The following is a 25,636-nucleotide window of genomic DNA, read 5'->3' as shown; positions in this document are numbered from 1 at the left end:
CCCTCCTGACGGTCTACGCCGAGGCCGGTGAGCGGGCCGTCAGGAGTTCGGAGTCTGTAACCATGCCGGAATGTCCGTCTTGGCATGCAGCACCCGCCACACATCTATCTGGTCGGTCTGCTCAAGATAGAAAATCAGGTACGGATAGCGCTTGAGTTGCACGCTACGCAGGCCGGGCAATCCAATTTCGTAGCCATATCTCAAAGAGCCCGATGCCGGATGGCTGGCTATCAGCTTGTAGGCGCTTTGAAGATCCTCGACATAACCCAACGCCACATGCGAACCAACCTCGCGAGCAAAGTAATCGACGGCGTCCTCGATATCCCGCAAAGCAAGGTTTCGAGGAATGATCGGCTTTGTGGCCACCTAATTTATTGGCCCTGCACTCGTTTTCGCAGCGCGGCGAAATAGTCATCGTCTACGGGAGCGCCCGGCGCGGATGACGCGCCTTCGAGAAGCAAACCACGCAGAAGTTGGCGATCCTGATCGTGGCGGATCAATTCACGCACATATTCGCTGCTCGTGCCATAGCCCCGATCGGCCACTTGCTGATCGACAAAATGCTTCAAGCTGTCTGGCAGTGAGATATTCATCGTGCTCATTCAGCCACGATATAGTGTATGGCAAAAATTGGCAATTCTACGCACTGGCCTTCGCAGGCTCCAGGTTCTGAAACGCGGCAAGTGCTGCCTTTAGCCCTTCGGGACCCATGGCCACCATCTGCGGCGTCGGCGAGAAGCCGGCGCCGAGCATCTTGCGGCCGAGCATGTGGTCGCCTGGCCGGTTGACGGATTCGATGCCGAGCAGCCGGTCCCCGGCGTAATGGTAGATCGAGAACTTGTTGTCCGGCAGGTCGCCCAGCACGACATGGCTGTCGCCGCCGGCGGTCAGTCCGACCATCTGCAGCTTCATGTCGCCAATGTCGGACCAGAACCACGGCACCGCCGAATAGGCATCGGCATGGCCTGATATGGTGCGCGCGGCAAGGCGCGCCTGGTCGGTGGCGTTCTGCACCGATTCCAGCCGCACGTCGCCGCCGGTGAACCAGTGCCGGTAGGAGGCGGCGTCGCCGATTGCGAGGATTTCAGGCACCGAGCTGCGCATCTGGTGGTCGACTCGGATGCCGTTGGCCACGACGAGGCCGGCTGCCTGCGCCAGTTCGACATTCGGCACGGCGCCGATGCCGACGATGACCATGCGCGCCGGCAGCCTTTCGCCTGTTGAGGTGATCGCGGCCACGACATGACCGTTTTCGCCTTCCAGCCGGGCGATCGAGGTGCCGGTCAGGATGCGCACGCCGGTCGCTTCCAGCCTTTGCCGGACATGGCTCGCCACGACGGGCGCCACGGCGCGTCCAAGCAGCCGGTCGACCGCTTCGACAACCGTCACCGTGCGGCCGGCCGCCCGAAGCGTCGCGGCGATCTCCAGCCCGATGAAACCACCGCCAAGGATGACGACATCTTCGCTCTGTGCGCTCAACTCCCGGATCAGCCGCGCATCGGCCAGCGAGCGCAGCGACAAAACGCCGGACAGATCCGAGCCCGGCAGCGGCAGGGCGCGCGGGCGCGACCCAGTCGCCAGGATCAGATGATCGAAGGCAAGCGCGCCGCCGCCGGCGATGTCGAGGCTGCGGCGACCGGAATCGATGCGCTCAACCCGGATTCCCGGCCGGTAATCGATGGCGCTGCCAGTATAGAAGGCCTCGCCGCGCAGGGGCTGCGGCTTGGCTTCCGCGTCCTTGATAAAGGTCTTCGACAGTGGCGGCTTGTGGTAGGGCAGTTCGTTCTCGTCACCGACGAGGATCACCGGCCCGTCATAGCCGTCCTCGCGCAGGCTTGCCGCCGCCTGCACGCCCGCATGACCAGCACCGACAATGACCACACCGTTCTTCATCGCATTCCCATCCCGATTTCGATCCTAGGACGTCTCGCCAAGTGGCAATTGTCCGACGCCGCCGCAAGAGAGCTTTTGCGGGTCGCACCGGGAATGGCGGCTGTCAATCGGACAGTTCGTCGAGAAAACCGGTGCAGGCAGCGGATAAAGTTGACTATCATAGTTTAGAATTATTCTAAACTATTGTTTCGATTGGATTTTCCAGCAATTTTGGTTGACTTCCACTGGCGTCGAAGCTTTAAGGGATCTCGCGCATTGGCGCACCCTTTGATGTCTGGGCCTTGAACCCGTTCGATTGGAGGCATTTTGTGTCTTTCTTCCCTGAGCCGCGCGGCAGCGCGGCATATCCTGCGGCCGGTGGCATGCACACGGCCTGGTGCCGGCCGTCACGGCCGCCGTTTGCGGAATTCCCAAGAGACTGGAGAACGATAATGACAGCACGATATGGCGGCAGGTTCGCGGCGATCGGTGCCACGGCCTTGCTGACGGCTGCGGTGTTCGTGCTGCCCGCGAAGGCGGAAACCGACGCGAAGGCGGTCATCAAGACTTACGCGGATATCGGGCTTGCCAAATATGAGGATTCCCTGATCACCGCGCAGACGCTCAACAAGGCGGTCGACGCCTTGCTTGCCAAGCCGTCGGCCGAAACGCTCAACGCCGCCCGCGACGCCTGGAAGGCGGCCCGCGTGCTCTATCCGCAGACCGAGGTCTACCGCTTCGGCAACAAGATCGTCGATGACTGGGAAGGCGGGGTGAATTCCTGGCCGCTGGACGAAGGCCTGATCGACTACGTTGCCAAGAGCTACGGCACGGAATCGGACGCGAATTCGCTCTATACGGCCAATGTAATCGCCAACAAGGAAATCGAGATCAACGGCAAGAAGGTCGATGCCTCGACGCTTTCGCCGGAATTCCTCTCCGGCACCTTGCAGCAAGCCGGCGGTATCGAAGCCAATGTCGCCACCGGTTATCACGCCATCGAGTTCCTGCTCTGGGGCCAGGATCTGCACGGCACCGGTCCGGGCGCAGGCGAGCGTCCCCATACGGACTATGACCTCAAGAACTGCACCGGCGGCAATTGCGCCCGCCGCGCACAGTACCTGAAATCGGCAACTGACCTTCTGGTCTCCGACCTGCAGAAGATGGTCAACGACTGGAAGGAAGACGGCGCCGCGCGCAAGAACCTCGTCGATGGCGAGCCGAACACCGCGATCTCGATCATCTTCACCGGCATGGGCTCACTGTCCTACGGTGAACTGGCCGGCGAACGCATGAAGCTCGGCCTGCTGCTGCATGATCCGGAAGAGGAGCAAGACTGCTTCTCCGACAACACCTACAACTCCCATCTTTACGACGCCGTCGGTATCCGCGCCGCCTATCACGCCAGCTATGTCCGCCTCGACGGAACCGTCGTCTCGGGGCCCTCGGTGTCCGATATGGTGAAGGCAGTCGACCCAGCGATTGATAAGGAGCTGTCGGACAAGCTCGATGTCACCGTCGCCAGGATGGAAGCGATCAAGGCGCGGGCCGAGGCCGGCGAGGCCTATGACCAGCAGATCGCCGAGGGCAACGCGCAAGGCAATGCCACCGTTCAGGCGGCGATCGACGCATTGATCGATCAGACCAAGTCGATCGAGCGCGCCGTCGGTTCGCTGAAGCTCAACGCCATCGCCTTCGAAGGCTCCGACAGCCTCGACGCGCCCGACAAGGTGTTCAAGTAATATCTGGGGCGAGCTCCGAGGCCGGGCGACCGGCTTCGGAATGAGGCCTCCGCAGTGAGAAATGCCACGCGGCGCGGGAGGCGCCGCCAGCCATCCGAGCCAAGTAATGCTGATCTGCCATTGCAACATCATCACCGAAACGGAAATCGAGCAGGCCATCGTTGGGCTGCTTGACAAGGACCCCTGGCAGCTCATCGTGCCGGCAAAGGTCTACCACGCCATGCAGAAGCGCGGGCGTTGCTGCGGCTGCTTCCCAAATGTGGTCGAAACGATCATTCGGGTCACCGAAAATTACCACGCCCGCGCGGAAGCGGGCGGCGGCGACGTCGTTTCACATCTGGATCGTGTCAGAGGTCTGCGCGTCCAATACGGGAGCAGAAGCCATGAAAGGCGAACCGCGGATCATCGAGCGGCTTAACAAGGCTCTGTTCCCCTCGAGACGCAACTCGGCCTGCTGGCCTTGATCGGCGAGGAGGAATACCGGCAGCACAACCCCCGGCGGACGAAGCGGAATAAGGATATGTGGAAATGCGGCGCCCCATAGCTGTCTTGCGCCGCTTGCGGCGGGCTGAACGTCCGCTGCCTGTTCGGAAAACACCGCCCAGATCGGCTGGTCGGCGTTGCGTCATCGCCATGCTGGCGCTTACCTCTTCCGCAATGGCCGGCGATCTTCCCGCTGGCCTCACCATCACGCGCACCGACCTCGGCGCGAAGGATCGGGCGCGCGTCACCGCCGTCACCAGGGCGATCACGGATTTTTCCAGACCCGAGCCGTTCGAGCTGATGCAAGGTGGCGCCGGCACGTCCGAGAAAGACGTCAGCCGCGAGTCCTTCTCGCAATCCTCGGCCAACATAACATTCGAGGAACAGAGCACCTTCAAGCTCGGCAACGCCCTGTTCCGCAAGAACTGGGTGTCGTCGCCATCCTCGACGCAGGCATCGGACGGGCTTGGGCCCCTGTTCAACGAACGGGCCTGCCAGAATTGCCATTTGAAGGATGGCCGCGGCCGCCCGCCGCAAGGCGATTCCGGCAGCACCTCGATGTTCCTGCGGTTGGCCCGCGAGGCGAGCAGCGCCGAAGAGAAGGCGGCCATCGCCGGCCACCAGTTGCCCAACTTCCCCGATCCGGTTTACGGCACGCAGTTGCAGGAGCTGGCGGTGCCTGGCCTGCACGGTGAGGGCCGAATGCATCTCGACTATCAGGAACGTAAGGTGGAACTGACGGATGGCACGGTGGTTTCCCTGCGTAAGCCCAGTTACTCCGTCACCGATCTTGCCTACGGGCCTCTCGATCCGCGCACCACGCTGTCGCCGCGCCTGACCCCGCCTATGATCGGCCTTGGGCTGATCGAGCAAATCGCGCCGGCCGACATCCTTGCTCATGCCGATCCGGAGGACCGCGATGGTGACGGCATTTCCGGCAGGCCGAACATCGTCCGCGACAGCCTGAGCGGTGAGTTGACGCTTGGCCGTTTCGGCTGGAAGGCGCAGACTGCGACGATCCGCCAGCAGGCGGCGGATGCTTTTGCCGGCGACATCGGCATTTCGACGCCGGAAGAACCGAAACATTGGGGCGACTGCACCGCCGCGCAGGGTAAATGCCTCGCCATGCCCAACGGCGTGCAGGATCGCCTCGGCCCGGTCGAGGCGCCGTCGCCGGTGATGGATCTCGTCACCTTCTATGCGCAGAACCTGGCCGTGCCGGCACGCCGCGATCTCGCCGCGCCTGATGTGCTTGCGGGAAAAAAGGTCTTTTACGAGATCGGCTGCGTTGCCTGCCACTCGCCGAAATTCGTCACCCGCCGCGACGCTCCCAACAAAGCGCAAGCCTTCCAGCTGATCTGGCCCTATTCCGATTTCCTGCTGCACGACATGGGTCCTGATCTGGCCGACGGCCAAGCCGTGGGTGACGCGACCGGCAGCGAGTGGCGCACGCCGCCGCTGTGGGGCATCGGCCTCACCGAGACGGTCAACGGCAATTCCTTCTTTCTGCACGATGGCCGTGCGCGCAGCCTGACCGAGGCGATCCTGTGGCATGCCGGCGAGGGCCAGAAGGCGCGCGACCGCTTTGCCGCCGCCAGCGCCGCCGAGCGCGACGCATTGCTGAAATTCCTGGAGTCACTCTGATGCCGAAGCGTTCCGCGCTGGTTCTCGTTCTTCCCCTGGCGTTGCTGGGTATTTTTCCGGCATCGGCGGCCGTGAAGGCTTCCGATATCATCCAGCGCGCCATAAAGGGTTTTGTCCGCCCGGCCTATGCCGGCCTCCACGAACACACGCAGTCCCTGGCGAAGGCGATGCACAAGCTCTGCGAGGCGCCTTCGCAAGGGAAGCTTGATGCGGCGCGGGCCGAATTCTCCGCCACGGTCTACGCCTGGTCGTCGGCCGAGATCATTGGTTTTGGACCGATCAAGGAGAACAACCGTCTGGAGCGCATGCTCTACTGGCCGGACCGCAAGAGCATTGGCCTGAAGCAGGTGCAGGCGGCCTTGTCGGACAAGGACGCTACCGCCACCGATCCGGCACAACTGGGCGGCAAGAGCGTTGCAATGCAGGGCCTGGGTGCGCTGGAATTCGTGCTTTACGGCGACGGCGCCGATGCGCTGACGGGCAAGGATGATCCCTATCGCTGCGCCTATGGCGCGGCGGTCGCCGGCAACGTCGAAACGATTGCAGGCGAGGTCAGCGAGGCCTGGAACAAGCCCGACGGTTTTGCCGCGCTCTGGGCCAATCCGGGGCCACAGAACGCGCTCTACCGCGATGGCAACGAGGCGGTGACGGAACTGGTCGGCGTCCTCATCAAGGAACTGGAAATGGTTCGCGACGTGCGCCTGAAAGGGTTCCTGGGTGGCAAGCCGGATGCCGACAAGCCGAAACAGGCGATCTACTGGCGTTCGCAAAACACCGCCAATTCGCTGGCCGGAAATCTCGCGGGCATCAATGCGCTGTTCCAGGTCTCGAAGCTCGGCGATGCGCTGCCGGCGGATGCGCGCTGGGTGGCGGAGTCGATCCATGTCCAGCTGGTCAACGGCGTCGCCGCCGCGAAGTCCATCCAGGGTCCGATCGACAAGGCGCTCGCCGATCCGGCGCTGCGCGAAAAACTCGAGCATTTCGCGCTGATCACCTCCAGCCTGTCGACCCTGATCGGCACCAGGCTGACCGCCGAATTCGGGCTGACCGCAGGTTTTTCGTCGTTGGACGGGGACTGAGTATGAGCCGGATAATGGCGTGGGCATTTGGGGATAGGCGCAGTGGCTGCGACCGGTGGCTGATATTTGCGAATCTCAGTTCTTGGAGATTGGTCGAAACGCTAGTCGCTTCGTCATCCTGGAGTCTTCGCGACGGACCTTCGCCCAAGCATGACGAATTCTGAAAGGCTTCGGCCAACCTCGGATGGCTGCGATAATCCGCTCGAGCGATCGGTGGGAACTGAACGCCAACTGCGATCTCCCGACATGACAATGGACGAGCCGGTGACCATCGGGATAGTGTTATGAGATCATCTCTCATCGATCGTCGGGATTTCCTCAGAGCCGCGGGCATTGGCTTTGCCGCCGCGATGGCACCGTCGGCCTGGGCAAAAACGCTGGCGGCGGATGCCGTCTTCGCCACCGCCTTCGTCAAGCGCGACGGCGGTTTTGGTGCTGCCGTCCTGTCCGAGGCCGGCGAGGTGCTGCATGCGATCGACCTGCCCGATCGCGGCCATGACGTCACCTTCGATCCCGTATCCAGGCGTTCGGTGGTTTTCGCCCGCCAGCCAGGCACTTTCGCCGTCGTTTTCGATCACATCGGGCACGATGCTCCGCTGACAATCGCCAGCATCCCCGGCCGGCATTTCTTCGGCCATGGCGTGTTCTCGCCCGACGGCGCGCTGCTCTACGCCACGGAGAATGATTTCGACAACGCCGCAGGCGTGGTCGGCGTCTATGATGCGCGGGCGAAATTCAGCCGCATCGGCGAGTTCCCGACCTACGGCATGGGGCCGCACGAGCTTCTGCTGCTGGGCGATGGCAGGACGATCGCGGTCGCCAATGGCGGCATTGAGACCCATCCCGATTATGGCCGCGCCGAGCTCAATATCGCGACCATGAAGCCGTCCTATGTGCTTGTCGACCGCGTCTCTGGTGACCTCATCGAAAAGCACGAACTGCCGGCGGCGCTGCATCAGCTGTCGATCCGCCACATGGACACCGACCAGACCGGCACCGTCTGGTTCGGCTGCCAATACAGGGGGCCGGGCACCGATCGTCCGGCGCTGGTCGGCCGCGCCACGCGCGGCAAGGATCTGCAGTTGCTCGACATGCCGGGGGATGTGCTGTCCGGCTTTCGCAACTATATCGGCTCGGTCGCCGCCAATCCTTCAGCCGCCACGGTCGCTGTCTCGTCGCCGGAAGGTAATTCGCTTGCCGTGATCGACGCGGCGAGTGGCCGGGTGATCTCGACCCGCGCGCTGGTCGAGGTCTGCGGCGTGGCGCCGGACGGATCGGGCTTCATGGCCACCACCGGCGCCGGCGAGATCATTGAAGGCAGCGGCATGGCGCGGTCGGAACCGGACTATGTCTGGGATAACCACATGCTGCGCATCGAACAGGTCCGGTAGCGCGCTGGCAGAACCGAAGCCGCTTAACAAATTGTGCTTGCGGTGGCGCGCCTTGGCGGGCACAGGGAGGTGGTTCTCGGAACCGGTCGCTTCATGAAAGTGCTTGCCATCGACTGTGCCGCCAGCCTCTGCGCCGCCTGCGTCTACGACGCGGCGGCAGAGGTGGAACTCGGCCGCTCGGTGCTCGATCTCGGCAAGGGCCATGCCGAACACCTGATGGCGGTCATCGCCGAGGCGATGAAGGCGGGTGCGACTTACTACGCCGGCCTTGACGCCGTCGCCGTCGCCGTCGGTCCCGGTTCCTTCACCGGCCTTCGCGTCGGTGTTTCGACAGCGCGCGGGTTGGCGCTGGCGCTCAAGGTGCCAGCGATCGGCGTGACGACGCTCGAGGCGCTAGCGGCCGAAGCGGCAGCGGCATTTCCCGGCCGCGCCGTGCTGGCGGCGCTCGATGCCGGCCGTGAGGAGATCCATGCCGCATTGTATGATAAAATGTCAGCTTTGACTTACGGCCCCGCGGTGGCCACGCTGGCGGAAGCCACGGCCCTGGCGGTCGATAATGCTGCCGTGCTTGCCGGCACGGCGGCGGCGCAGATCGCTACATCGGCGGGCCGCGCCTTCGATATCGGGCCTCGGGCGGCGACCGCCGATATTGTCACCTACGCACGCCTGGCTGCCACCAAAGGCGAGGGCGACAGGCCAAAACCGCTTTACTTGCGCGGCGCTGATGCCAAGCCGCAGGCCGGATTTATTCTTTCAAGGCAAGAAAAATAGAATGCGCATACCTTTTCTCCAGCCGCGTCGCCGGGACTATGCACTCGAGCCACTCAGGATCACCGACAGTCCCGCGATCTCGCTGCTGCACCGCGAGGATTTCGTCCGCCCGTGGACCGATGGCGAGTTCGCTGCCTTGCTCGAACAGGACACCGTGTTCGGCTACGCCGCGCGCGAAACCGGGCAGGGCGCCAAGCCGCCGGTGGGCTTCGTGCTAGCAAGGCTGGCAGCCGGCGAGGGCGAGATTCTGACCGTCGCCGTGGCGCGATCGCATCGCCGCCAGGGCCTGGGCTGGCAGCTGATGGACGCGGTGCTGCGCGAACTGCACGGCCAGCGCGCCGAAGCGCTGTTCCTGGAGGTCGACGAGACCAATGTCGCCGCGATCGCCCTCTATCGGCGGCTCGGCTTCCGCGAGGTCGGCAAGCGCCCGGATTACTACAAGGCGCCCGGGCGCGGGCCGACCGGGGCGCTTGTCATGCGCCGCGATCTTCGCTAGCCAGAGGCCGCATGACCCCCAAATCGGACCCGATTTTCGGAAGGATCATGCGCCAGGATTAAGGTGTTACAGCGTCCTTTGCGCGTCCAAGAGGACGCGCGGCACTGTAATGGTAGGGCCAAGGACGCATGATCGGAAAAATCAGGGTTTTCCTGGCGCTGGGCCTCGTCGTCGCCGGTTCGCTGGTCCTGGTACCGTTGCAGATACTGTCGATGAAAACCGGCTGGTGGCCGGAAACCGTCATCCTCAAGACATGGCACAGGCTGATCGTGCGGGCGCTCGGCATGCGCATCCATGTCAAGGGGACGCTGTCGGCCAAGCGCCCCTTGCTGGTTGCCGCGAACCACATCTCCTGGACCGACATCATGGTGCTGGGCTCTTTTGCCGATGTGAAGTTCATCGCCAGGGCCGACATGGAAGGCTGGCCGCTGATCGGCATGCTGTCGAAACTGCAGCGCACCGTTTTCATCGAGCGCGAACGCAAGCGTTCTTCGGGCGACCAGGCCAGCGAGATCGCCGGCCGCATGGCCAAGGGCGACGCCATGGTGCTGTTCGCCGAGGGCTCGACCGGTGACGGCAATGTCGTCCTGCCGTTCAAGAGCACGCTGTTCGGGGCCGCCTCGATGGCGATTTCGGAAGGCGCGGCCGAGCAGGTGTTCGTCCAGCCGGTGGCAATCGTCTATACGCGCCTGCATGGCGTGCCGCTCGGCCGCCGGCACCGCCCCATCGCGGCCTGGATCGGCGACGAGGATTTGATGCCGCATCTCAAGGTGCTGATGGCCGAAGGCGCCCTCGATGTCGAGGTGCATTTCGGCGAAGCGATTGCCTTTTCCAAGGGCTCGAACCGCAAGGAAACGGCGAGGCTGATGGAAAGCCAGGTGCGCGAGATGATGCAGGCGTCACTCGCCGATCCGCGCCCGAGCCGCTAGCCCCGGCACGCTCCTGCGGGCGCATACCGAGAATCGTCTGTTTTTTGTCACGGAAAGGCGTTAGAAGCCGCCGGATGGACTTGAACAGGATTGAAAGCGACGACATCGGCACTGTCGCCGGACAGCCGGCAGCAGCGCGTGCCACGGCAGCGAAGAAGGTCTTCATCAAGACCTATGGCTGCCAGATGAACGTCTATGACTCACAGCGCATGAGCGACGCGCTCGCCGCCGACGGCTACACCGCGACCGATGCCATCGGCGAGGCTGATCTCGTGCTGCTCAACACCTGCCATATCAGGGAGAAGGCGGCCGAAAAGGTCTATTCCGAGCTCGGCCGCATCCGTGACATGAAGGCGGAGCGCGCCGATGCCGGCCGCGAGCTGCTGATCGGCGTCGCCGGCTGCGTGGCGCAGGCCGAAGGCGCCGAGATCATCAGGCGTTCTCCGGCTGTCGATCTGGTCATCGGTCCGCAGACCTATCACCGCTTGCCGGACGTGCTGGCGAGAGTCCGCGGCGGCGAGAAGATCGTCGAGACCGAATACGCCATCGAGGACAAGTTCGAGCATCTGCCGCGACCCAGGCGCGCCGAGATCATCAAGCGCGGCGTCACCGCCTTCCTCACCGTGCAGGAAGGCTGCGACAAGTTTTGCACCTTCTGCGTCGTGCCCTATACCAGGGGCTCGGAAGTGTCGCGGCCAGTGGCGCAGATCGTCGCCGAGGCCGAACGCCTGGCCGAGGCCGGTGTGCGCGAGGTGACGCTGCTCGGCCAGAACGTCAATGCCTGGCACGGCCAAGGCGAAAACGGCGAGGAATGGGGTCTTGGCCGGCTGCTGTTCCGGCTGGCCGAAATCCCCGGCCTTGCGCGGCTGCGCTACACGACCAGCCATCCGCGCGACATGGACGACGAGCTGATCGCTGCCCACCGCGACCTGCCGTCGCTGATGCCCTATCTGCACCTGCCGGTGCAGTCGGGATCCGACCGTATCCTCAAGGCGATGAACCGCAGGCACACGGCCGAGGATTATCTGGCGTTGCTCGATCGCATCCGTACCGCGCGGCCGGATATCGCACTGTCTGGCGACTTCATCGTCGGCTTCCCCGGTGAAACGGACGCCGATTTCGAAGCGACCATGGAATTGGTGCGCCAGGTGAACTACGCCTCGGCCTTTTCGTTCAAATATTCCCCACGCCCCGGCACGCCGGGCGCCGATATGCCCGGTCATGTGCCGGAATCGGTCAAGGACGAACGCCTGCAGCTCCTGCAGGCTCTGCTCTTGAAACAACAGCAGGATTTCGGCTCGAGCCTGGTCGGCAGCAGCATCGACACGCTGATCGAGAAGCCTGGCCGGCAGGCCGGCCAGAAGGTCGGCCGCTCGCCTTGGCTGCAGCCGGTTATTGTTGATGAAAAGGCCGGCGAAATCGGTGACATTATCCAGGTACGAATCACGAAGACGGGCTACAACAGCCTGTTCGCCGAATTGGCCTGATGGTCTCGGCAGATGAGGAGAGACGGTTGAGCGCAGCGGAGCTGAAGAATCTGCCCCCGGTACCGGCATCTGGGGCTTCTGACATGGCGCACATCGTTCTGACTTTCGATAACAACAAGCTTGCCAGCGCCCTTTACGGTCAGTTCGACGAGAACCTCGCCCGGCTCGAGCAGAAGCTCGGCGTCGACATACGCTCGCGCGGCAACCAGCTGACCATCAAGGGGTCTGCTTCGGCCGCCGAACAGGCGCGCCGCGCCTTGGACAATCTCTACGGGATTCTGCAGAAGGGCGTCGATATCAGTCAGTCCGATGTCGACGGCGCCGTGCGCATGGCGGTGGCCGCCGACGATCAGCTCACGCTGCCGACGCTGGAGCGCAAGGGCAAGGTTTCCGCCGCCCAGATATCCACCCGCAAGAAGACGATCTACGCCCGCTCGCTCACCCAGGACGCCTATATGCGGGCCTTGGAGCGGTCGGAACTGGTGTTCGGCATCGGTCCGGCCGGCACCGGCAAGACCTATCTGGCGGTGGCGCATGCGGCGATGCTGCTCGAACGCGGCATGGTCGAGCGCATCGTGCTGTCGCGCCCCGCGGTCGAGGCCGGCGAGCGGCTGGGCTTCCTGCCCGGCGACATGAAGGAGAAGGTCGACCCCTATCTGCGGCCGCTCTATGACGCGCTCTACGACATGATGCCGGCCGACAAGGTCGAACGCGCCATTGCGGCCGAAGTGATAGAGATCGCGCCGCTCGCCTTCATGCGCGGGCGCACGCTGGCGCATGCCGCGGTCATCCTCGACGAGGCGCAGAACACCACGCCGATGCAGATGAAGATGTTCCTGACGCGTCTTGGCGAAAATTCGCGCATGATCGTCACGGGCGATCCGACCCAGATCGACCTGCCGCCGAACACCAAGTCCGGCCTCGTCGAGGCGCTCAGGATCCTTGACGGCGTGACGGGTATGGTGACGGTGCGCTTCAACGAGGGTGACGTCGTCCGGCATCCGCTGGTCGCCGAGATCGTCAAGGCCTATGACCGGGACGGCAAGCTCGCGCGCGGTATGGGGACCGAAGGCTGATCTGACCCCATGACCGAGTCCGAAAGGCCTGATGGGATAGGCCTGCCCCTTCCCGTCGACATCGATCTGATGGTCGAGGCGGGAAACTGGCCTGGAGAGGCGGTGCTTTTGCAGCTTGTCGACAAAGCCGCCGCCGCCGCTTTCGCCGAAACCGGCGCGGCAGGACATTCCGAACTGAGCGTCGTTTTTTCCGACGACGCCCATATCCGCACGCTGAACGCCGGCTGGCGCGGCAAGGACAAGCCGACCAACGTCTTGTCTTTCCCGGCTTTTCCGCATGCGAAAGGCGCTCCGCTGCCGCCGATGTTGGGCGACATTGTGCTCGCCGCCGAGACGGTGGCGCGCGAGGCGGCACTGGAAGACAAGCCCCTGGAGAACCATATCTCCCATCTCGTCATCCATGGCCTGCTGCATTTGCTGGGCTACGATCACGAGACCGACGCCGAGGCCGAGGAGATGGAAGCTCTCGAACGTACAGCGCTCGCAAGGCTTGCCATTCCCGATCCCTACGCGTAACTACATCTGACAATTGACCGGACGACGATGAACGACAAACCAGAGACTGCCGCCCGCCCCGACGCCGGCAGTGCCGCCAAGGCTTCCGATACGTCGGAAGAGGGATCAAGTCCGAGTACCGTTACCCCTGGTGTTGCCAACACCGGCAGCGTTGCCAGCGAGTCTTCGCCTGCCGGCCCCTCCCTGTTCGAGCGTGTTCTGGGCCTGTTCCGGCAACGCAATGGAACCAGCCTGCGTGAGGAAATCGCCGGCGCGCTTGCCGAGACAGCCAGCGATGCCGAATCCTTCTCGCCCGGCGAGCGCGCCATGCTCAACAACATCCTGCGGTTGCGTGAAGTGCGCGTCGAGGACGTCATGGTGCCCCGCGCCGATATCGAGGCCGTCGAGATCACCACGACGCTCGGCGACCTCCTGGGCACCTTCGAACAATCCGGCCACTCCCGCATGCCGGTCTATTCCGAGACGCTCGATGATCCGCGCGGCATGGTCCATATCCGCGACGTGCTGGCGCACATCACCAAGCTCGCGCGCGTCAGGAAGGGGCGCACGACCAGGAAGACGCCGGCCGCCACGCAGCTTGATCTTGCCCAGGTCGACCTCGCGCGCACCATCGGCGAACTCAACCTGATCCGCCCGGTTCTGTTCGTGCCGCCATCGATGCTTGCCTCCGACCTGATGGGCCGCATGCAGACGACGCGCACGCAGATGGCACTGGTCATTGACGAATATGGCGGCACGGACGGCCTTGTCTCGCTCGAGGACATTGTCGAGATGGTCGTCGGCGACATCGAGGACGAGCATGACGATGACGAGCCGATGATCACCCAGGCCGGCGACGGCGTGTTCGTCGTCGACGGCAAGGCCGAGATCGACGACGTCGCCAAGATGATCGGCGGGGATTTCGCCGCTGGCGAACATGGCGAATATGTCGACACCATCGGCGGCATGATCTTCAACACGCTCGGCCGCGTGCCGGCGCGCGGCGAGGTGGTGCAGGCCATCCCGGGCTTCGAGTTCCATGTGCTCGATGCCGATCCGCGCCGCGTCAAGCGCGTGCGCATCGTGCAGAGCCAGAAGGGCGAACGCCGCCGGCGTGCCGCGGCGCGCACCGAACAGGCCTGAGCCGCTCGCTCGCCGATGACGATTGAGGATCCGTTCAAGCACGCGAGCCTGGGCTCCGGTGTCTTCTACAGGGACCCTGTTGCCGCGCTGGCGTGGCTGGAAGCGGCGTTCGGCTTCGAGCGCAGCATGGTGGTCAGTGACGCCGACGGAAAGCTCGTTCATTCCGAGATCCGGTTCGGCGATTGCTACATCATCTTCGATTCCGAATGGAGCGACTATGTCGCCAGCCCTGCTGCGGTCTCCGGCAAGAACACGCGGTCGGTCTATGTCAGGCTGAAGGACGGCCTCGAAGCGCATTGTGTGCAGGCGCGGGCAGCCGGTGCGGTAATAATCCAGGAGCCAACGGATCAGTTCTATGGCGAGCGCCAGTATCGGGCCCGCGATCCCGAGGGTCACGTCTGGACCTTCACGCAGCCGATCCGTTCCGTTTCCCGCGAAGATGCCGAACGCCTGAGCGGCTTGCGGATCGAGGGTTGGCACCGATAGAGCGGCGGGTTGGCGCATCGCGGCTGTCGGCGTTTGGAGTGCAAGCCGCGGCCTGATAAATCTGGCGTCCTGATTCGCGCGACTCGGAAGTATGCATGGTGCGCCTTGCCGGCCGGATAATTCTGCTTTGGGGTTGGCGGCGCGCGCTCGTTGCCTTTCTTGCCGGAGCGCTGGCGGTGCTCGGCCAGGCGCCATACGACTTCTTCGCCGCCTGCTTTATTTCGTTTCCCTTGCTGGTCTGGCTGCTGGACGGCGCAACCGGCGAAGCCTCCGGCAATCTGTTCCGGCGCCTGCTGCCGGCTTTCGCCGTCGGCTGGTGGTTCGGCTTTGGCTATTTCCTCGCCGGCCTCTGGTGGGTCGGCTCGGCGCTGCTGGTCGAGGCCGACAGCTTTGCCTGGGCACTTCCCTTCGCTGTAATCGGCATTCCCTTCGCGCTCGCCTTTTTCTATGGCTTTGCGACGATGGTCGCCCGGCTCCTGTGGAGCAGCGATATCGGCCGCATCGCCGCTCTTGCCTTCGGCTTCGGGCTGATGGAGTGGCTGCGCGGCTTCCTGTTCACCGGCTTTCCCTGGAATGCGATCGGCTACGCGGCAATGCCCGTGCCTCTTCTGATGCAGAGCGTCTCGGTGACCGGCATGATCGGCATGAACGCTCTTGCCGTGTTCCTCTTTTCCCTGCCCGCATTGCTGGCGGCGCGCCGGCATCTTCGCCTGGGCGCGGCCCTGTTTGTGCTGCTTGCCGCCGCCCATGTCGGCTTCGGTTATGTCAGGCTTGCCGCTCCTGAAAAGCCGGCTGAGCGCAGCCTGGATGTCCGCATCGTCCAGCCGGCGGTGGACCTGTCGGAAAAGTGGGACGCCTCGGTGCGTGACCGCATCTTCGCCACCTTGCTGGGCCTGTCCGCCAAGGCACCGGAGCCCGGCCACGGAAAGCCGCAGCTGATCCTGTGGCCGGAAACCTCTGTGCCGTTCCTTTTCACCGAGCGGCCTGATGCGTTGACGGCGCTGGGCGACATGCTGGTCGATGGCCAGATGCTGATTGCCGGCGTCGTTCGCGAGGAGGCCGGCTCGGCGGCCAGCCCTGACAGCCGCTATTACAATTCCGTCGTGGCGATCAACGACAACGGCGAAATCGCTGACGCCGTCGACAAGGTGCATCTGGTGCCGTTCGGCGAATACCTGCCTTTTGCCGACCTGCTCGGCCGTTTCGGTATCGACCAGCTCGTCGCCGGGCCGATGACGTTCACGGCCGGCAACGAGCGCCACGCAATCACGCTTCCGGGCGGCATCCATGCCCTGCCATTTATTTGTTATGAGGTGATCTTTCCCGACCTCGTGGCGGTTGACGCTACGTCAGCGCAGCTTATTGTGAACGTCACCAATGATGCGTGGTTTGGCGACACGCCGGGGCCATACCAGCATTTCCGGCAGGCTCAGATTCGCGCGGTGGAGAACGGATTGCCCTTGCTGCGCGCTGCCAATAACGGCATCTCGGCCGTCGTCGATCGACACGGACGCGTCGTCGACGCGCTGGCGATCGACGCGCGCGGAGCCATCGATGTGAAGGTGCCGATTTCCGAGCAGACGGTCGTTTCCTCAGGCCAGCGACGCATTAACGGAATGCTGATCATGTTGCTGTTTGCGCTGGTCGGGGCCCTGTTGAATGTAAGGCAAAGGCTACGGGTGAATTGACAGTTGGCACATTAGAAACTCATACTGTACCGCCTGAAAATTTCTCGAAGCCGGTGGATCGTTCTGTTGGGGCAGTTCGCCTCCGGCTTTCTTTGGGCAGGAAAAAAACACAAAGCCGAAAAAATTCGGCGAGGAAAAAATGACAGAAGAAAACAAGAAGAAACCGAATCCGATCGACATCCATGTTGGAAGCCGGGTTCGGCTCCGCCGCAACATGCTCGGAATGAGCCAGGAAAAGCTGGGCGAAAATCTCGGCATCACATTTCAACAGATCCAGAAATATGAAAAGGGCACCAACCGCGTCGGCGCCAGCCGCCTGCAGGCGATTGCCTCCATACTCGGCGTGCCTGTCGCCTTCTTTTTCGAGGATGCGCCGGGCCAGGAGTCCGCGGCCAACCGCGGCTTTGCCGAGGATGCCTCGATGGCTTTTGCCGTCGAATTCTGCGGCAGCCCGGAAGGCCTTCAGCTCAACCGCGCCTTTGTCAAGATCGCCGATGTCAAGGTGCGCCGCAGGATCATCGACCTGGTGAAATCGCTCGCAGCGGACGATCTCGACTGATCCGCGACGCGCTTCGAACCGGCGGCAACCAGCCGCCGGTGGCACAAGATATCGGCGTCGACATTCATGCCAGAACGGCGGCAACGCTTGACGAGCGGCGCTCTGCCCCGCTAACACGTGGCGCGCCAAAATCGGCAGCCTGCCGATCGTTTTTCAAGAGGGGACACCCGTGACGCGGCAGAACTACTTCTTTACCTCGGAATCCGTTGCCGAGGGCCATCCCGACAAAGTCTGTGACCGGATTTCCGACGAGATCGTCGATCTGGTCTATCGTGAAGCCAAGAAGACCGGCATGGACCCATGGAAAGTCCGCGTTGCCTGCGAGACCCTGGCGACCACCAACCGCGTCGTCATCGCCGGTGAGGTGCGCGTCCCCGAGACGCTGCTGAAGAAGGACAAGGCCGGTAACATCCTCAAGGACGCGGCGGGGCACCCTGTCGTGAACCCGGCGAAATTCAGGTCCGTCGCCCGCAAGGCGATCCGTGAGATCGGCTATGAACAGGCAGGCTTCCACTGGAAGACGGCCAAGATCGAGGTTCTGCTGCACGGCCAGTCGCCCGACATCGGCCAGGGCGTCGACAACGCCGCCGACCGCCAGGGTGAGGAAGGTGCCGGCGACCAGGGCATCATGTTCGGCTATGCCTGCCGCGAGACGCCGGACCTGATGCCGGCGCCGATCTACTACAGCCACAAGATCCTCGAACTGCTGGCCGCCGCGCGTCACGAAAACAACGGCGAGGCCGGCAGGCTCGGGCCGGATGCCAAGAGCCAGGTCACCGTCCGCTACATCGACGGCAAGGCGGCCGAGGCAACGCAGATCGTGCTGTCGACTCAGCATCTCGACGCGACCTGGGACTCGAAGAAGGTGCGCAAGGTCGTGGAACCCTACATTCGCGAAGCGCTGGGCGACCTCAAGATCGCCGACGACTGCAACTGGTACATCAACCCGACCGGCAAGTTCGTCATCGGCGGGCCTGACGGCGACGCCGGCCTCACGGGCCGCAAGATCATTGTCGACACTTACGGCGGGGCGGCTCCGCATGGCGGCGGCGCCTTTTCCGGCAAGGACACCACCAAGGTCGACCGTTCGGCCGCCTATGCGGCGCGTTACCTGGCCAAGAATGTCGTGGCGGCGAAACTTGCCGACCGCTGCACCATCCAGCTTTCCTATGCCATCGGCGTCGCCCAGCCGCTGTCGGTCTATGTCGACCTGCACGGCACCGGCAAAGTGGACGAGGCAAAGCTCGAGGATGCGCTGCGCAGCGTGATGGACCTGTCGCCGTCCGGCATCCGCCGCCATCTCGACCTCAACAAGCCGATCTACGCCAAGACGTCGTCCTACGGCCATTTCGGCCGCAAGGCCGGCCGTGATGGGTCTTTCTCCTGGGAAAAGACCGATCTCGCCAAGGCGCTCAAGGATGCTGTCGCGGCCTGAACGCCACGACGGTCCCCGCGCCCAACCAGATGAGCCCGCAAGACAGGCCAAGCCGTACGACCGAAGCCTTTTTCGGTCGTCGGCGCGGCAAGCCCGTTCGCCCGCAGCAGGCCGCTGCCCTGGAAAGCGGCCTTGGCGCCTATCGGCTCGATCTGGCGACCGCGGCACCCCCGGATCTGCGCACTCTGTTTGAAGCCGACGTTTCGGCCGTGCGGCTCGAAATCGGCTTTGGCGGTGGCGAACATCTCCTGCATCGCGCCGTCGAGGCGCCGACGATCGGCTTCATCGGCGTCGAGCCCTTCGTCAACGGCATGGCCAAGATGATGATGGCGGTCCGGGCAACGCCGCTTCCCAATCTAAGGGTCTATGACGACGATGCCACACAGTTGCTCGACTGGCTGCCCCCCACCTCGCTGGATGGCATCGATCTTCTCTATCCCGACCCCTGGCCGAAGAAGAAGCATTGGAAGCGGCGCTTCGTCAGCCAGATCAATCTCGACCGTTTCGCGCGCGTCCTGAAGCCGGGTTCGAAATTCCGCTTCGCGTCCGATATCGACACCTATGTGAACTGGACCTTGCTGCATTGCCGGGCGCATGGCGCCTTCGCATGGCAGGCCGCGGAAGCGGCGGACTGGCATCGCCCTTACGATGGCTGGCCAGGCACCCGTTACGAGGCGAAGGCCATTCGCGAGGGCAGGCCGCCGGCCTATCTGACTTTCGTCAGGACGTAAGCCTTCACGGCAGGCTCAGAAACGGCCGAATCGGTTGAACACGGCCGGATCCATGCCGAGCTTACGCAGGTCGTCCGCGCGCGGCTTCCGGCCGGCTTCCATGGCGGGCGACGCGGCGACGGCGCTGCCGAACGTTGTCAAGAGATCGCCCAAGGCGGAAAATATTCCGCGGTTACTCATGATCCTGTCCTTTCGCGCGCCACCGCCCGCCAATTCTGTTCGTGTCGTGGCTAACAGATGGGAGCGTCCTGTCCTCGGCGCTCACAGGGGAATTGCCGCATGGGGCCCATGCGTCTGAAGCAGCGCGGACGCCGTCGGGCTTTTGCCGCCCCGGCACTGCGGACTTGAAACGCCGGCCCGGATCGTCTATATCAGCTTCAAATTCTTGGTCGGTATGACGAAGAGTGGGTCCACCCGGTCCCGCTCTTTTTTATTACCTGCCGATAGGTTCGAAAAGAACGACAGGGATTAGATGACTGCAACTGCAAGCGAAGGTGACGACCGCATCATCCGCGAAAGCGGCATCGATGCGCGCATCGCGCTGATCATCCAGCCGGTGCTGCGCGGCATCGGGTTTCGCCTGGTGCGCGTGCGCCTGTCCGGTCAGAACGGACTGACGCTGCAGATCATGGCCGAGCGCGAGGACGGCACCATGACCGTCGAGGATTGCGAAGAGGTCAGCCGCGCGGTGTCGCCGGCGCTCGACGTCGACGATCCGATCGAAAAGGCGTATCATCTGGAAGTCTCTTCTCCCGGCATCGACCGGCCGCTGGTCCGCAAATCGGATTTCACGGCGTGGACTGGCCACCTGGTGAAGATGGAGACGTCGGTCGTCGTCGCCGACCGCAAGCGCTTCAAGGGCAAGATCGTCGAGGCCGGCGAAAATGACGTGCTGATCGAGCGCGATAAGGCGGCCTATGGCGAGGAGCCGACGGTGCGCGTGCCTTACGATGCCATCGCCGAGGCGCGCCTGATCTTGACCGACGACCTCATCCGCGATGCCTTGTCGAAGGACAACAGGGCGCGCAAGGAAGCCAAGAAACGCCGCGGCGAGCCGGACGACGATGTGCCAGAGGGTGCGGAAACGGACGCCACGGAAGAACACGAACAGGAAAGTTGATTGAGCTGCCGGGCCCGAAGGTCCGGCAAACAGGCTCGGGAGAAAAAACATGGTTGTAAGCGCCAACAGACTTGAACTGCTGCAGATTGCCGATGCGGTCGCGCGTGAAAAGTCGATCGACAAGTCGATCGTCATCGCCGCCATGGCCGATGCGATCCAGAAGGCGGCGCGTTCGCGTTACGGCCAGGAGACCAACATTCGTGCCGACATCAACCCGAACACCGGCGAGATGAAGCTGCAGCGGCTGATGGAAGTGGTCGATAAGGTCGACGACTATGCCACGCAGATCGCCATTTCCTCTGCCCGGGAGCGCAATCCCGACGCTCAGCTCGGAGATTTCATCGCCGAACAGCTGCCGCCGATGGATTTCGGCCGCATCGCCGCCCAGTCCGCCAAGCAGGTCATCGTGCAGAAGGTGCGCGAGGCTGAACGCGACCGCCAGTACGACGAATACAAGGATCGCATCGGCGAGATCGTCAACGGCACCGTCAAGCGCGTCGAATATGGCAATGTCATCGTCGATCTCGGCCGTGGCGAGGCGATCATCCGCCGTGACGAACTGATCCCGCGCGAGAACTACAAGTACGGCGATCGAGTCCGTGCCTATGTCTACGACGTGCGCCGCGAGCAGCGCGGCCCGCAGATATTCCTATCGCGCACCCATCCGCAATTCATGGCCAAGCTTTTCACCATGGAAGTGCCGGAAATCTACGACGGCATCATCGAGATCAAGTCGGTCGCCCGTGACCCGGGCTCGCGCGCCAAGATCGCCGTCATCTCGCGCGACAGCTCGATCGATCCGGTCGGCGCCTGCGTCGGTATGCGCGGCAGCCGCGTCCAGGCGGTCGTCGGCGAATTGCAGGGCGAGAAGATCGACATCATTCCGTGGTCGCCCTCGGCCGCTTCCTTCATCGTCAACGCGCTGCAGCCGGCCGAAGTCGCCAAGGTGGTGCTCGACGAGGATGCCGAGCGCATCGAGGTTGTGGTGCCGGACGATCAGCTGTCGCTGGCCATCGGCCGTCGCGGCCAGAACGTGCGCCTTGCTTCGCAGCTCACCGGCTGGGACATCGACATCCTGACCGAGCAGGAAGAGAGCGAGCGCCGCCAGAAGGAATTCGTCGAGCGCTCGGCGCTGTTCATGGAAGCCCTCGACGTCGACGAGATGGTCGGCCAGGTGCTTGCCTCGGAAGGCTTCACCAGCGTCGAGGAAGTGGCCTACGTCGATTCCGGCGAAATCTCCTCGATCGATGGCTTCGACGAGGACACCGCTTCGGAAATCCAGACCCGCGCCCGTGAGTATCTGGAGAAGATCGAGGCCGAGCATGACGAGAAGCGCAAGGCGCTGGGTGTCAAGGACGAGCTGCGCGAAATCCCCGGCATCACCACCGCCATGATGGTGACGCTTGGCGAAGACGGCGTGAAGACGATCGAGGATTTCGCCGGCTATGCCGCCGACGACCTGACCGGCTGGAAGGAACGCAAGGACGGCGAAACCAAGGTGTACCCCGGCGTGCTGGCCAGTCACGGCGTTTCGCGCGCCGACGCCGAGCAGATGGTGCTCGCCGCCCGTCTCAAGGCCGGCTGGATTTCCGAGGACGAGCTTGCAGCCGAAGAAGCATCGGCTGACGAAGCCGTTGGTGCGTGAGGTGAAACCGCATCGCACAGAACCCGCCCCTGGACGAGATGAACGATCGCACCTGCATCGTCACCCGCAAGCAGGCCGAACCGGATGATCTGATCCGGTTCGTCGTCGGCCCGGATTCGGCCGTCGTTCCCGATCTCAAGAGAAATCTGCCCGGCCGTGGTTGCTGGGTGAGTGCTGACCGCCTACATATCGACAAGGCGGCGGCCAAAAACCTCTTTGCCCGCGCCTTCAAGGCACAGGTGGTTGTGCCGCCCGATCTGGGTGGCATGGTCGACGGGTTGCTCTCCAAATCCGCGCTGGGTATGCTGGGTCTCGCCCGCAAGGCAGGCGCGATAGCGCTGGGCGCCACCAAGGTCGAGAGCGCGGTGCGCGGCGGGCTGGCGCTTTTCGTGCTTCACGCTACCGAAGCGTCCGACGATGGTGTGCGCAAGATCAGCCAGGCGCGGCGGGCGACCGTCCATGTCGGCGGCCCCTCCATCCTTGCCTACAAACTTTTCTCCGAGGCCGAGTTGAGCTTGGCATTGGGGGGTACAAATGTGATACATGCTGCCGTCCTCGCGGGAGACGCGGGTAAGGCGGTCCAGAAGCGCATGGTTGCGCTCGACCGGTATCGGGGCGGTACCCCGGACGATCTGGCAATGCTTGCGGCCGTTGCTGACGAAGATGAGGCCGCAGAGGATATGGAATGAGCGATACGAAATCGGGCGACGACAAGACGTTGAGTGTTACGCCGAAGAAGACCTTGACGCTGAAGCGCCCCGGCATGGAACAGGGCACTGTGCGCCAGAACTTCTCGCATGGCCGTACCAAGTCGGTCGTGGTCGAGACCAAGAAGCGCAAGTTCTCGCTGCCCGGCGACAGGCCGGAGCCGGTAGCCGCTGCCCCTGCGCCCGTTCTCACGCCAAAGCCGCCGGTCGCGGCTGCCGCGCCCGTCGTGCAGGAAGCCCCCAAGGCGCCGCCGCCCCCGCCGCCTCCGGTCGAGCGCAGCGGCATGGTGCTGAACGAATTGTCGCGCAGTGAAATGGAAGCGCGCCGCAGGGCACTCGAAGGCTCGAAGGTTCGCGAAGTCGAGGACCGCCAGCGCGCCGCCGAGGAGGCCAAGCGCCGCGCCGAGGAAGAAGAGCGCCGCAAGCGTGAGCGCGAGGAATCCGCGCGCCGGCAGGCGGAGGAGGAAGCGCGCCTGCAGGCCGAAGCCGAATCCCGCCGTCGCGCCGAGGAAGAGGCACGCCGCCGCGCGCCCTTGGCCGCGGAACTGGCGACATCGGACGAAGAGGAAGAGGTCAAGCCGAAGCGGGCTGGTGCCGGGGCGCCGGTACGCCGCCCGGTCACGCCCGAAGTGGCGCGTCCGGCCAAGCCGACCAAAGGCGAGGAAGACCGTCGCCGCGGCAAGCTGACGCTGAATTCCGCGCTTTCCGACGAGGATGCGCGGGCCCGTTCGCTGTCGTCGATGCGTCGCCGTCAGGAGAAGTTCAAGCGCGCGATGCACAACGAGCCGCGCGAGAAAGTCATGCGCGAAGTGATCTTGCCCGAGACCATCACCATCCAGGAACTGGCGCAGCGCATGTCCGAACGTGCGGTCGATGTCGTCAAGTTCTTCATGAAACAGGGCCAGATCCTGAAGCCGGGCGACGTCATCGACGCTGATACGGCCGAGCTGGTCGCCACCGAATTCGGCCACACGGTCCGCCGCGTCGCCGAGTCCGACATCGAGGAAGGCCTGTTCAACATCGCCGATCGTCCCGAAGACCTGGTGCCGCGTCCGCCGGTCGTGACCATCATGGGTCACGTCGACCACGGCAAGACCTCGCTGCTGGATGCGATCCGCAACGCCAATGTCGTGTCCGGCGAGGCCGGCGGCATCACCCAGCATATCGGCGCCTATCAGGTCGAGAAGAACGGTCAGAAGATCACCTTCATCGACACGCCCGGCCACGCCGCCTTCACGGCGATGCGCGCCCGCGGCGCCCAGGCCACCGACATTGCCATTCTCGTGGTGGCTGCCGACGACAGCGTGATGCCGCAGACGATCGAATCGATCAGCCATGCCAAGGCGGCCAACGTTCCGATCATCGTGGCGATCAACAAGATCGACAAGCATGACGCCGATCCGCAGAAGGTGCGCTCCGAACTGCTGCGCCACGAGGTGTTCGTGGAATCCATGGGCGGTGAAGTGCTTGACGTCGAAGTATCGGCGACCAAGGGCACCAATCTCGACAAGCTGCTCGAAGCGATCCTGCTGCAAGCCGAAATCCTCGACCTGAAGGCCAATCCGGACCGGACCGCCGAGGGCGTCGTCATCGAGGCCCAGCTCGACAAGGGCCGCGGCCCCGTCGCCACCGTGCTGGTGCAGACCGGCACGCTGATGCCGGGCGACATCCTCGTCGCCGGCAACGAATGGGGCCGGGTGCGCGCGCTGGTCAACGATCGCGGCGAACAGATCAAGGAAGCGCCGCCGGCAATGCCGGTCGAGGTGCTCGGCCTTCAGGGCACGCCGCAGGCTGGTGACCGCTTCGCGGTCGTCAACAACGAGGCTCGCGCTCGCGAGATCACGGAGTATCGCCAGCGTCTGGCGCGCGAGAAGGCGGTTGCCAAGCATGCCGGCCAGCGCGGCTCGCTCGAACAGATGATGTCGCAACTGCAGACGAGCGGGCTGAAGGAATTCCCGCTGGTCATCAAGGGCGACGTTCAGGGTTCGATCGAGGCGATCAACGCCGCGCTGGACAAGCTCGGCACCGACGAGGTGCGTGCGCGCATCGTCCACGCCGGCGCCGGCGCCATCACCGAAAGCGACGTTTCCCTGGCCGAGACTTCGGGCGCGGCGATCATCGGCTTCAACGTCCGTGCCAATGTGCAGGCGCGTGCCGCGGCCGCGGCCGCGGGCATCGAGATCCGCTACTACTCGATCATCTACAACCTCGTGGATGATGTGAAAGCGGCTCTGTCGGGCCTGCTGTCGCCGGAGCGTCGGGAGACCTTCATCGGCAATGCCGAGATCCTCGAGATCTTCGACATCACCAAGGTCGGCAAGATCGCCGGCTGCCGTATCACCGAAGGCAAGGTCGAGCGCGGCGCGGGCGTGCGCCTGATCCGCGACAATGTCGTCATCCACGAAGGCACGCTGAAGACGCTGAAGCGCTTCAAGGACGAGGTTTCGGAAGTCCCCGTCGGCCAGGAGTGCGGCATGGCCTTCCAGAACTACGAGGACATGCGCGTCGGCGACATCATCGAGTGCTTCCGCGTCGAGATGGTGACCCGGACACTCTGAGTTAGAGTGACTTGTCGGTATCGGGCGGTGGTCGTAAGACCGCCGCCCAAAGCCTGTTGAGCCAAAGCCGTTGAGAATGACTGTTTGAGACATGCGGCA

At 63.8% G+C, this 25,636-nt stretch carries 25 protein-coding genes; 21 read left to right on the top strand and 4 right to left on the bottom strand.

Annotated features, from left to right (window positions below; genetic code table 11):
• Positions 1–39: 39 nt before the first annotated feature.
• From FJ958_RS16210 to FJ958_RS16200, 3 genes are read right to left on the bottom strand one after another with little or no spacing between them, the layout of a single operon-like run.
• The gene (locus FJ958_RS16210; RefSeq protein ID WP_140744211.1) at positions 40–366 is read right to left on the bottom strand and encodes a type II toxin-antitoxin system RelE/ParE family toxin; all 327 of its coding nucleotides are present in this window, start codon (positions 364–366) and stop codon (positions 40–42) included.
• Positions 367–371: 5 nt separating this feature from the next.
• Positions 372–602 (bottom strand): type II toxin-antitoxin system ParD family antitoxin, encoded by a 231-nt coding sequence (locus FJ958_RS16205; RefSeq protein WP_140744210.1) that lies wholly within the window; start codon positions 600–602, stop codon positions 372–374.
• A 37-nt stretch (positions 603–639) separates the two neighbouring features.
• Complete coding sequence (locus FJ958_RS16200) at positions 640–1,893, bottom strand: FAD-dependent oxidoreductase (RefSeq protein WP_140744209.1); 1,254 nt, start codon at positions 1,891–1,893, stop codon at positions 640–642.
• A 431-nt stretch (positions 1,894–2,324) separates the two neighbouring features.
• On the opposite strand from FJ958_RS16200, the gene FJ958_RS16195 reads away from it, so the two are divergent.
• From FJ958_RS16195 to FJ958_RS16115, 17 genes are all read left to right on the top strand, one after another.
• Complete coding sequence (locus FJ958_RS16195; protein WP_140744208.1) at positions 2,325–3,614, top strand: imelysin family protein; 1,290 nt, start codon at positions 2,325–2,327, stop codon at positions 3,612–3,614.
• A gap of 106 nt (positions 3,615–3,720) precedes the next feature.
• Complete coding sequence (locus tag FJ958_RS16190; protein ID WP_140744207.1) at positions 3,721–4,032, top strand: (2Fe-2S)-binding protein; 312 nt, start codon at positions 3,721–3,723, stop codon at positions 4,030–4,032.
• 110 nt (positions 4,033–4,142) lie between these two features.
• Positions 4,143–5,741 carry a di-heme oxidoredictase family protein gene (locus FJ958_RS16185; RefSeq protein ID WP_140744206.1) on the top strand — a complete coding sequence of 533 codons (1,599 nt, stop codon included), beginning with the start codon at positions 4,143–4,145 and terminating at the stop codon, positions 5,739–5,741.
• A complete protein-coding gene (locus tag FJ958_RS16180) occupies positions 5,741–6,820 on the top strand; it encodes an imelysin family protein (protein WP_140744205.1) in 1,080 nt (359 codons plus the stop codon). Before FJ958_RS16185 ends, FJ958_RS16180 begins: the two co-directional genes overlap by 1 nt.
• Positions 6,821–7,104: 284 nt before the next feature.
• Entirely contained in the window at positions 7,105–8,211 is a 1,107-nt protein-coding gene (locus FJ958_RS16175; RefSeq protein WP_140744204.1) for a DUF1513 domain-containing protein, read from the top strand.
• A gap of 93 nt (positions 8,212–8,304) precedes the next feature.
• Positions 8,305–8,982 (top strand): tRNA (adenosine(37)-N6)-threonylcarbamoyltransferase complex dimerization subunit type 1 TsaB, encoded by a 678-nt coding sequence (gene tsaB / locus FJ958_RS16170; protein WP_140744203.1) that lies wholly within the window; start codon positions 8,305–8,307, stop codon positions 8,980–8,982.
• Position 8,983: 1 nt separating this feature from the next.
• On the top strand, positions 8,984–9,478 hold the full coding sequence (gene rimI, locus FJ958_RS16165; protein WP_140744202.1) for a ribosomal protein S18-alanine N-acetyltransferase: 495 nt from the start codon (positions 8,984–8,986) through the stop codon (positions 9,476–9,478).
• A 128-nt stretch (positions 9,479–9,606) separates the two neighbouring features.
• Positions 9,607–10,407, top strand: a complete 801-nt coding sequence (locus FJ958_RS16160) for a 1-acyl-sn-glycerol-3-phosphate acyltransferase (RefSeq protein WP_140744201.1) — start codon at positions 9,607–9,609, stop codon at positions 10,405–10,407.
• Positions 10,408–10,481: 74 nt separating this feature from the next.
• Positions 10,482–11,894, top strand: coding sequence for a tRNA (N6-isopentenyl adenosine(37)-C2)-methylthiotransferase MiaB (gene miaB / locus FJ958_RS16155; RefSeq protein ID WP_140744200.1), 1,413 nt, complete (start codon positions 10,482–10,484; stop codon positions 11,892–11,894).
• 83 nt (positions 11,895–11,977) lie between these two features.
• On the top strand, positions 11,978–12,970 hold the full coding sequence (locus FJ958_RS16150) for a PhoH family protein (RefSeq protein WP_226890477.1): 993 nt from the start codon (positions 11,978–11,980) through the stop codon (positions 12,968–12,970).
• Between the two features lie 9 nt (positions 12,971–12,979).
• Positions 12,980–13,486 (top strand): rRNA maturation RNase YbeY, encoded by a 507-nt coding sequence (gene ybeY, locus FJ958_RS16145; RefSeq protein WP_140744199.1) that lies wholly within the window; start codon positions 12,980–12,982, stop codon positions 13,484–13,486.
• Between the two features lie 27 nt (positions 13,487–13,513).
• Positions 13,514–14,608 (top strand): hemolysin family protein, encoded by a 1,095-nt coding sequence (locus FJ958_RS16140; protein WP_140744198.1) that lies wholly within the window; start codon positions 13,514–13,516, stop codon positions 14,606–14,608.
• A 15-nt stretch (positions 14,609–14,623) separates the two neighbouring features.
• Positions 14,624–15,094, top strand: a complete 471-nt coding sequence (locus FJ958_RS16135; RefSeq protein WP_140744197.1) for a VOC family protein — start codon at positions 14,624–14,626, stop codon at positions 15,092–15,094.
• Between the two features lie 95 nt (positions 15,095–15,189).
• Positions 15,190–16,782: an apolipoprotein N-acyltransferase gene (lnt, locus tag FJ958_RS16130; RefSeq protein WP_140744196.1), complete on the top strand. Its 1,593-nt coding sequence runs from the start codon at positions 15,190–15,192 to the stop codon at positions 16,780–16,782.
• Positions 16,783–16,921: 139 nt separating this feature from the next.
• Positions 16,922–17,341: a helix-turn-helix transcriptional regulator gene (locus tag FJ958_RS16125; protein WP_140607758.1), complete on the top strand. Its 420-nt coding sequence runs from the start codon at positions 16,922–16,924 to the stop codon at positions 17,339–17,341.
• Positions 17,342–17,510: 169 nt separating this feature from the next.
• Complete coding sequence (metK, locus tag FJ958_RS16120) at positions 17,511–18,776, top strand: methionine adenosyltransferase (protein ID WP_140744195.1); 1,266 nt, start codon at positions 17,511–17,513, stop codon at positions 18,774–18,776.
• 29 nt (positions 18,777–18,805) lie between these two features.
• Positions 18,806–19,507: a tRNA (guanosine(46)-N(7))-methyltransferase TrmB gene (locus FJ958_RS16115; protein WP_140744194.1), complete on the top strand. Its 702-nt coding sequence runs from the start codon at positions 18,806–18,808 to the stop codon at positions 19,505–19,507.
• A 15-nt stretch (positions 19,508–19,522) separates the two neighbouring features.
• Here FJ958_RS16115 and FJ958_RS31590 read toward each other — a convergent pair whose 3' ends face one another.
• A complete protein-coding gene (locus FJ958_RS31590; protein WP_181176409.1) occupies positions 19,523–19,660 on the bottom strand; it encodes a hypothetical protein in 138 nt (45 codons plus the stop codon).
• A gap of 319 nt (positions 19,661–19,979) precedes the next feature.
• Here FJ958_RS31590 and rimP point away from each other — a divergent pair, with 319 nt between their 5' ends.
• The 4 genes from rimP to infB are packed head-to-tail and all read left to right on the top strand — an operon-like array spanning position 19,980 to position 25,537.
• Entirely contained in the window at positions 19,980–20,627 is a 648-nt protein-coding gene (gene rimP / locus FJ958_RS16110; RefSeq protein WP_140744193.1) for a ribosome maturation factor RimP, read from the top strand.
• 49 nt (positions 20,628–20,676) lie between these two features.
• The gene (gene nusA / locus FJ958_RS16105) at positions 20,677–22,272 is read left to right on the top strand and encodes a transcription termination factor NusA (RefSeq protein WP_140744192.1); all 1,596 of its coding nucleotides are present in this window, start codon (positions 20,677–20,679) and stop codon (positions 22,270–22,272) included.
• 38 nt (positions 22,273–22,310) lie between these two features.
• Complete coding sequence (locus FJ958_RS16100; protein ID WP_140744191.1) at positions 22,311–22,961, top strand: RNA-binding protein; 651 nt, start codon at positions 22,311–22,313, stop codon at positions 22,959–22,961.
• A complete protein-coding gene (gene infB, locus FJ958_RS16095) occupies positions 22,958–25,537 on the top strand; it encodes a translation initiation factor IF-2 (protein ID WP_140744190.1) in 2,580 nt (859 codons plus the stop codon). Before FJ958_RS16100 ends, infB begins: the two co-directional genes overlap by 4 nt.
• Positions 25,538–25,636 lie beyond the last annotated feature (99 nt).

Source organism: Mesorhizobium sp. B2-3-5 (genome assembly GCF_006442395.1).
In the GTDB taxonomy this organism is placed as follows: Bacteria; Pseudomonadota; Alphaproteobacteria; order Rhizobiales; family Rhizobiaceae; genus Mesorhizobium.
This window is presented reverse-complemented; position numbering and strand designations above follow the sequence as displayed.

Coding starts and splice junctions, on each gene's coding strand:
- FJ958_RS16205 (WP_140744210.1), bottom strand. CDS start 602: ATGAGCACGATGAATATCTCACTGCCAGACAGCTTGAAGCATTTTGTC.
- FJ958_RS16200 (WP_140744209.1), bottom strand. CDS start 1,893: ATGAAGAACGGTGTGGTCATTGTCGGTGCTGGTCATGCGGGCGTGCAG.
- FJ958_RS16195 (WP_140744208.1), top strand. CDS start 2,325: ATGACAGCACGATATGGCGGCAGGTTCGCGGCGATCGGTGCCACGGCC.
- FJ958_RS16190 (WP_140744207.1), top strand. CDS start 3,721: ATGCTGATCTGCCATTGCAACATCATCACCGAAACGGAAATCGAGCAG.
- FJ958_RS16185 (WP_140744206.1), top strand. CDS start 4,143: ATGCGGCGCCCCATAGCTGTCTTGCGCCGCTTGCGGCGGGCTGAACGT.
- FJ958_RS16180 (WP_140744205.1), top strand. CDS start 5,741: ATGCCGAAGCGTTCCGCGCTGGTTCTCGTTCTTCCCCTGGCGTTGCTG.
- FJ958_RS16175 (WP_140744204.1), top strand. CDS start 7,105: ATGAGATCATCTCTCATCGATCGTCGGGATTTCCTCAGAGCCGCGGGC.
- tsaB (WP_140744203.1), top strand. CDS start 8,305: ATGAAAGTGCTTGCCATCGACTGTGCCGCCAGCCTCTGCGCCGCCTGC.
- rimI (WP_140744202.1), top strand. CDS start 8,984: ATGCGCATACCTTTTCTCCAGCCGCGTCGCCGGGACTATGCACTCGAG.
- FJ958_RS16160 (WP_140744201.1), top strand. CDS start 9,607: ATGATCGGAAAAATCAGGGTTTTCCTGGCGCTGGGCCTCGTCGTCGCC.
- miaB (WP_140744200.1), top strand. CDS start 10,482: ATGGACTTGAACAGGATTGAAAGCGACGACATCGGCACTGTCGCCGGA.
- FJ958_RS16150 (WP_226890477.1), top strand. CDS start 11,978: ATGGCGCACATCGTTCTGACTTTCGATAACAACAAGCTTGCCAGCGCC.
- ybeY (WP_140744199.1), top strand. CDS start 12,980: ATGACCGAGTCCGAAAGGCCTGATGGGATAGGCCTGCCCCTTCCCGTC.
- FJ958_RS16140 (WP_140744198.1), top strand. CDS start 13,514: ATGAACGACAAACCAGAGACTGCCGCCCGCCCCGACGCCGGCAGTGCC.
- FJ958_RS16135 (WP_140744197.1), top strand. CDS start 14,624: ATGACGATTGAGGATCCGTTCAAGCACGCGAGCCTGGGCTCCGGTGTC.
- lnt (WP_140744196.1), top strand. CDS start 15,190: ATGGTGCGCCTTGCCGGCCGGATAATTCTGCTTTGGGGTTGGCGGCGC.
- FJ958_RS16125 (WP_140607758.1), top strand. CDS start 16,922: ATGACAGAAGAAAACAAGAAGAAACCGAATCCGATCGACATCCATGTT.
- FJ958_RS16115 (WP_140744194.1), top strand. CDS start 18,806: ATGAGCCCGCAAGACAGGCCAAGCCGTACGACCGAAGCCTTTTTCGGT.
- rimP (WP_140744193.1), top strand. CDS start 19,980: ATGACTGCAACTGCAAGCGAAGGTGACGACCGCATCATCCGCGAAAGC.
- nusA (WP_140744192.1), top strand. CDS start 20,677: ATGGTTGTAAGCGCCAACAGACTTGAACTGCTGCAGATTGCCGATGCG.
- FJ958_RS16100 (WP_140744191.1), top strand. CDS start 22,311: ATGAACGATCGCACCTGCATCGTCACCCGCAAGCAGGCCGAACCGGAT.
- infB (WP_140744190.1), top strand. CDS start 22,958: ATGAGCGATACGAAATCGGGCGACGACAAGACGTTGAGTGTTACGCCG.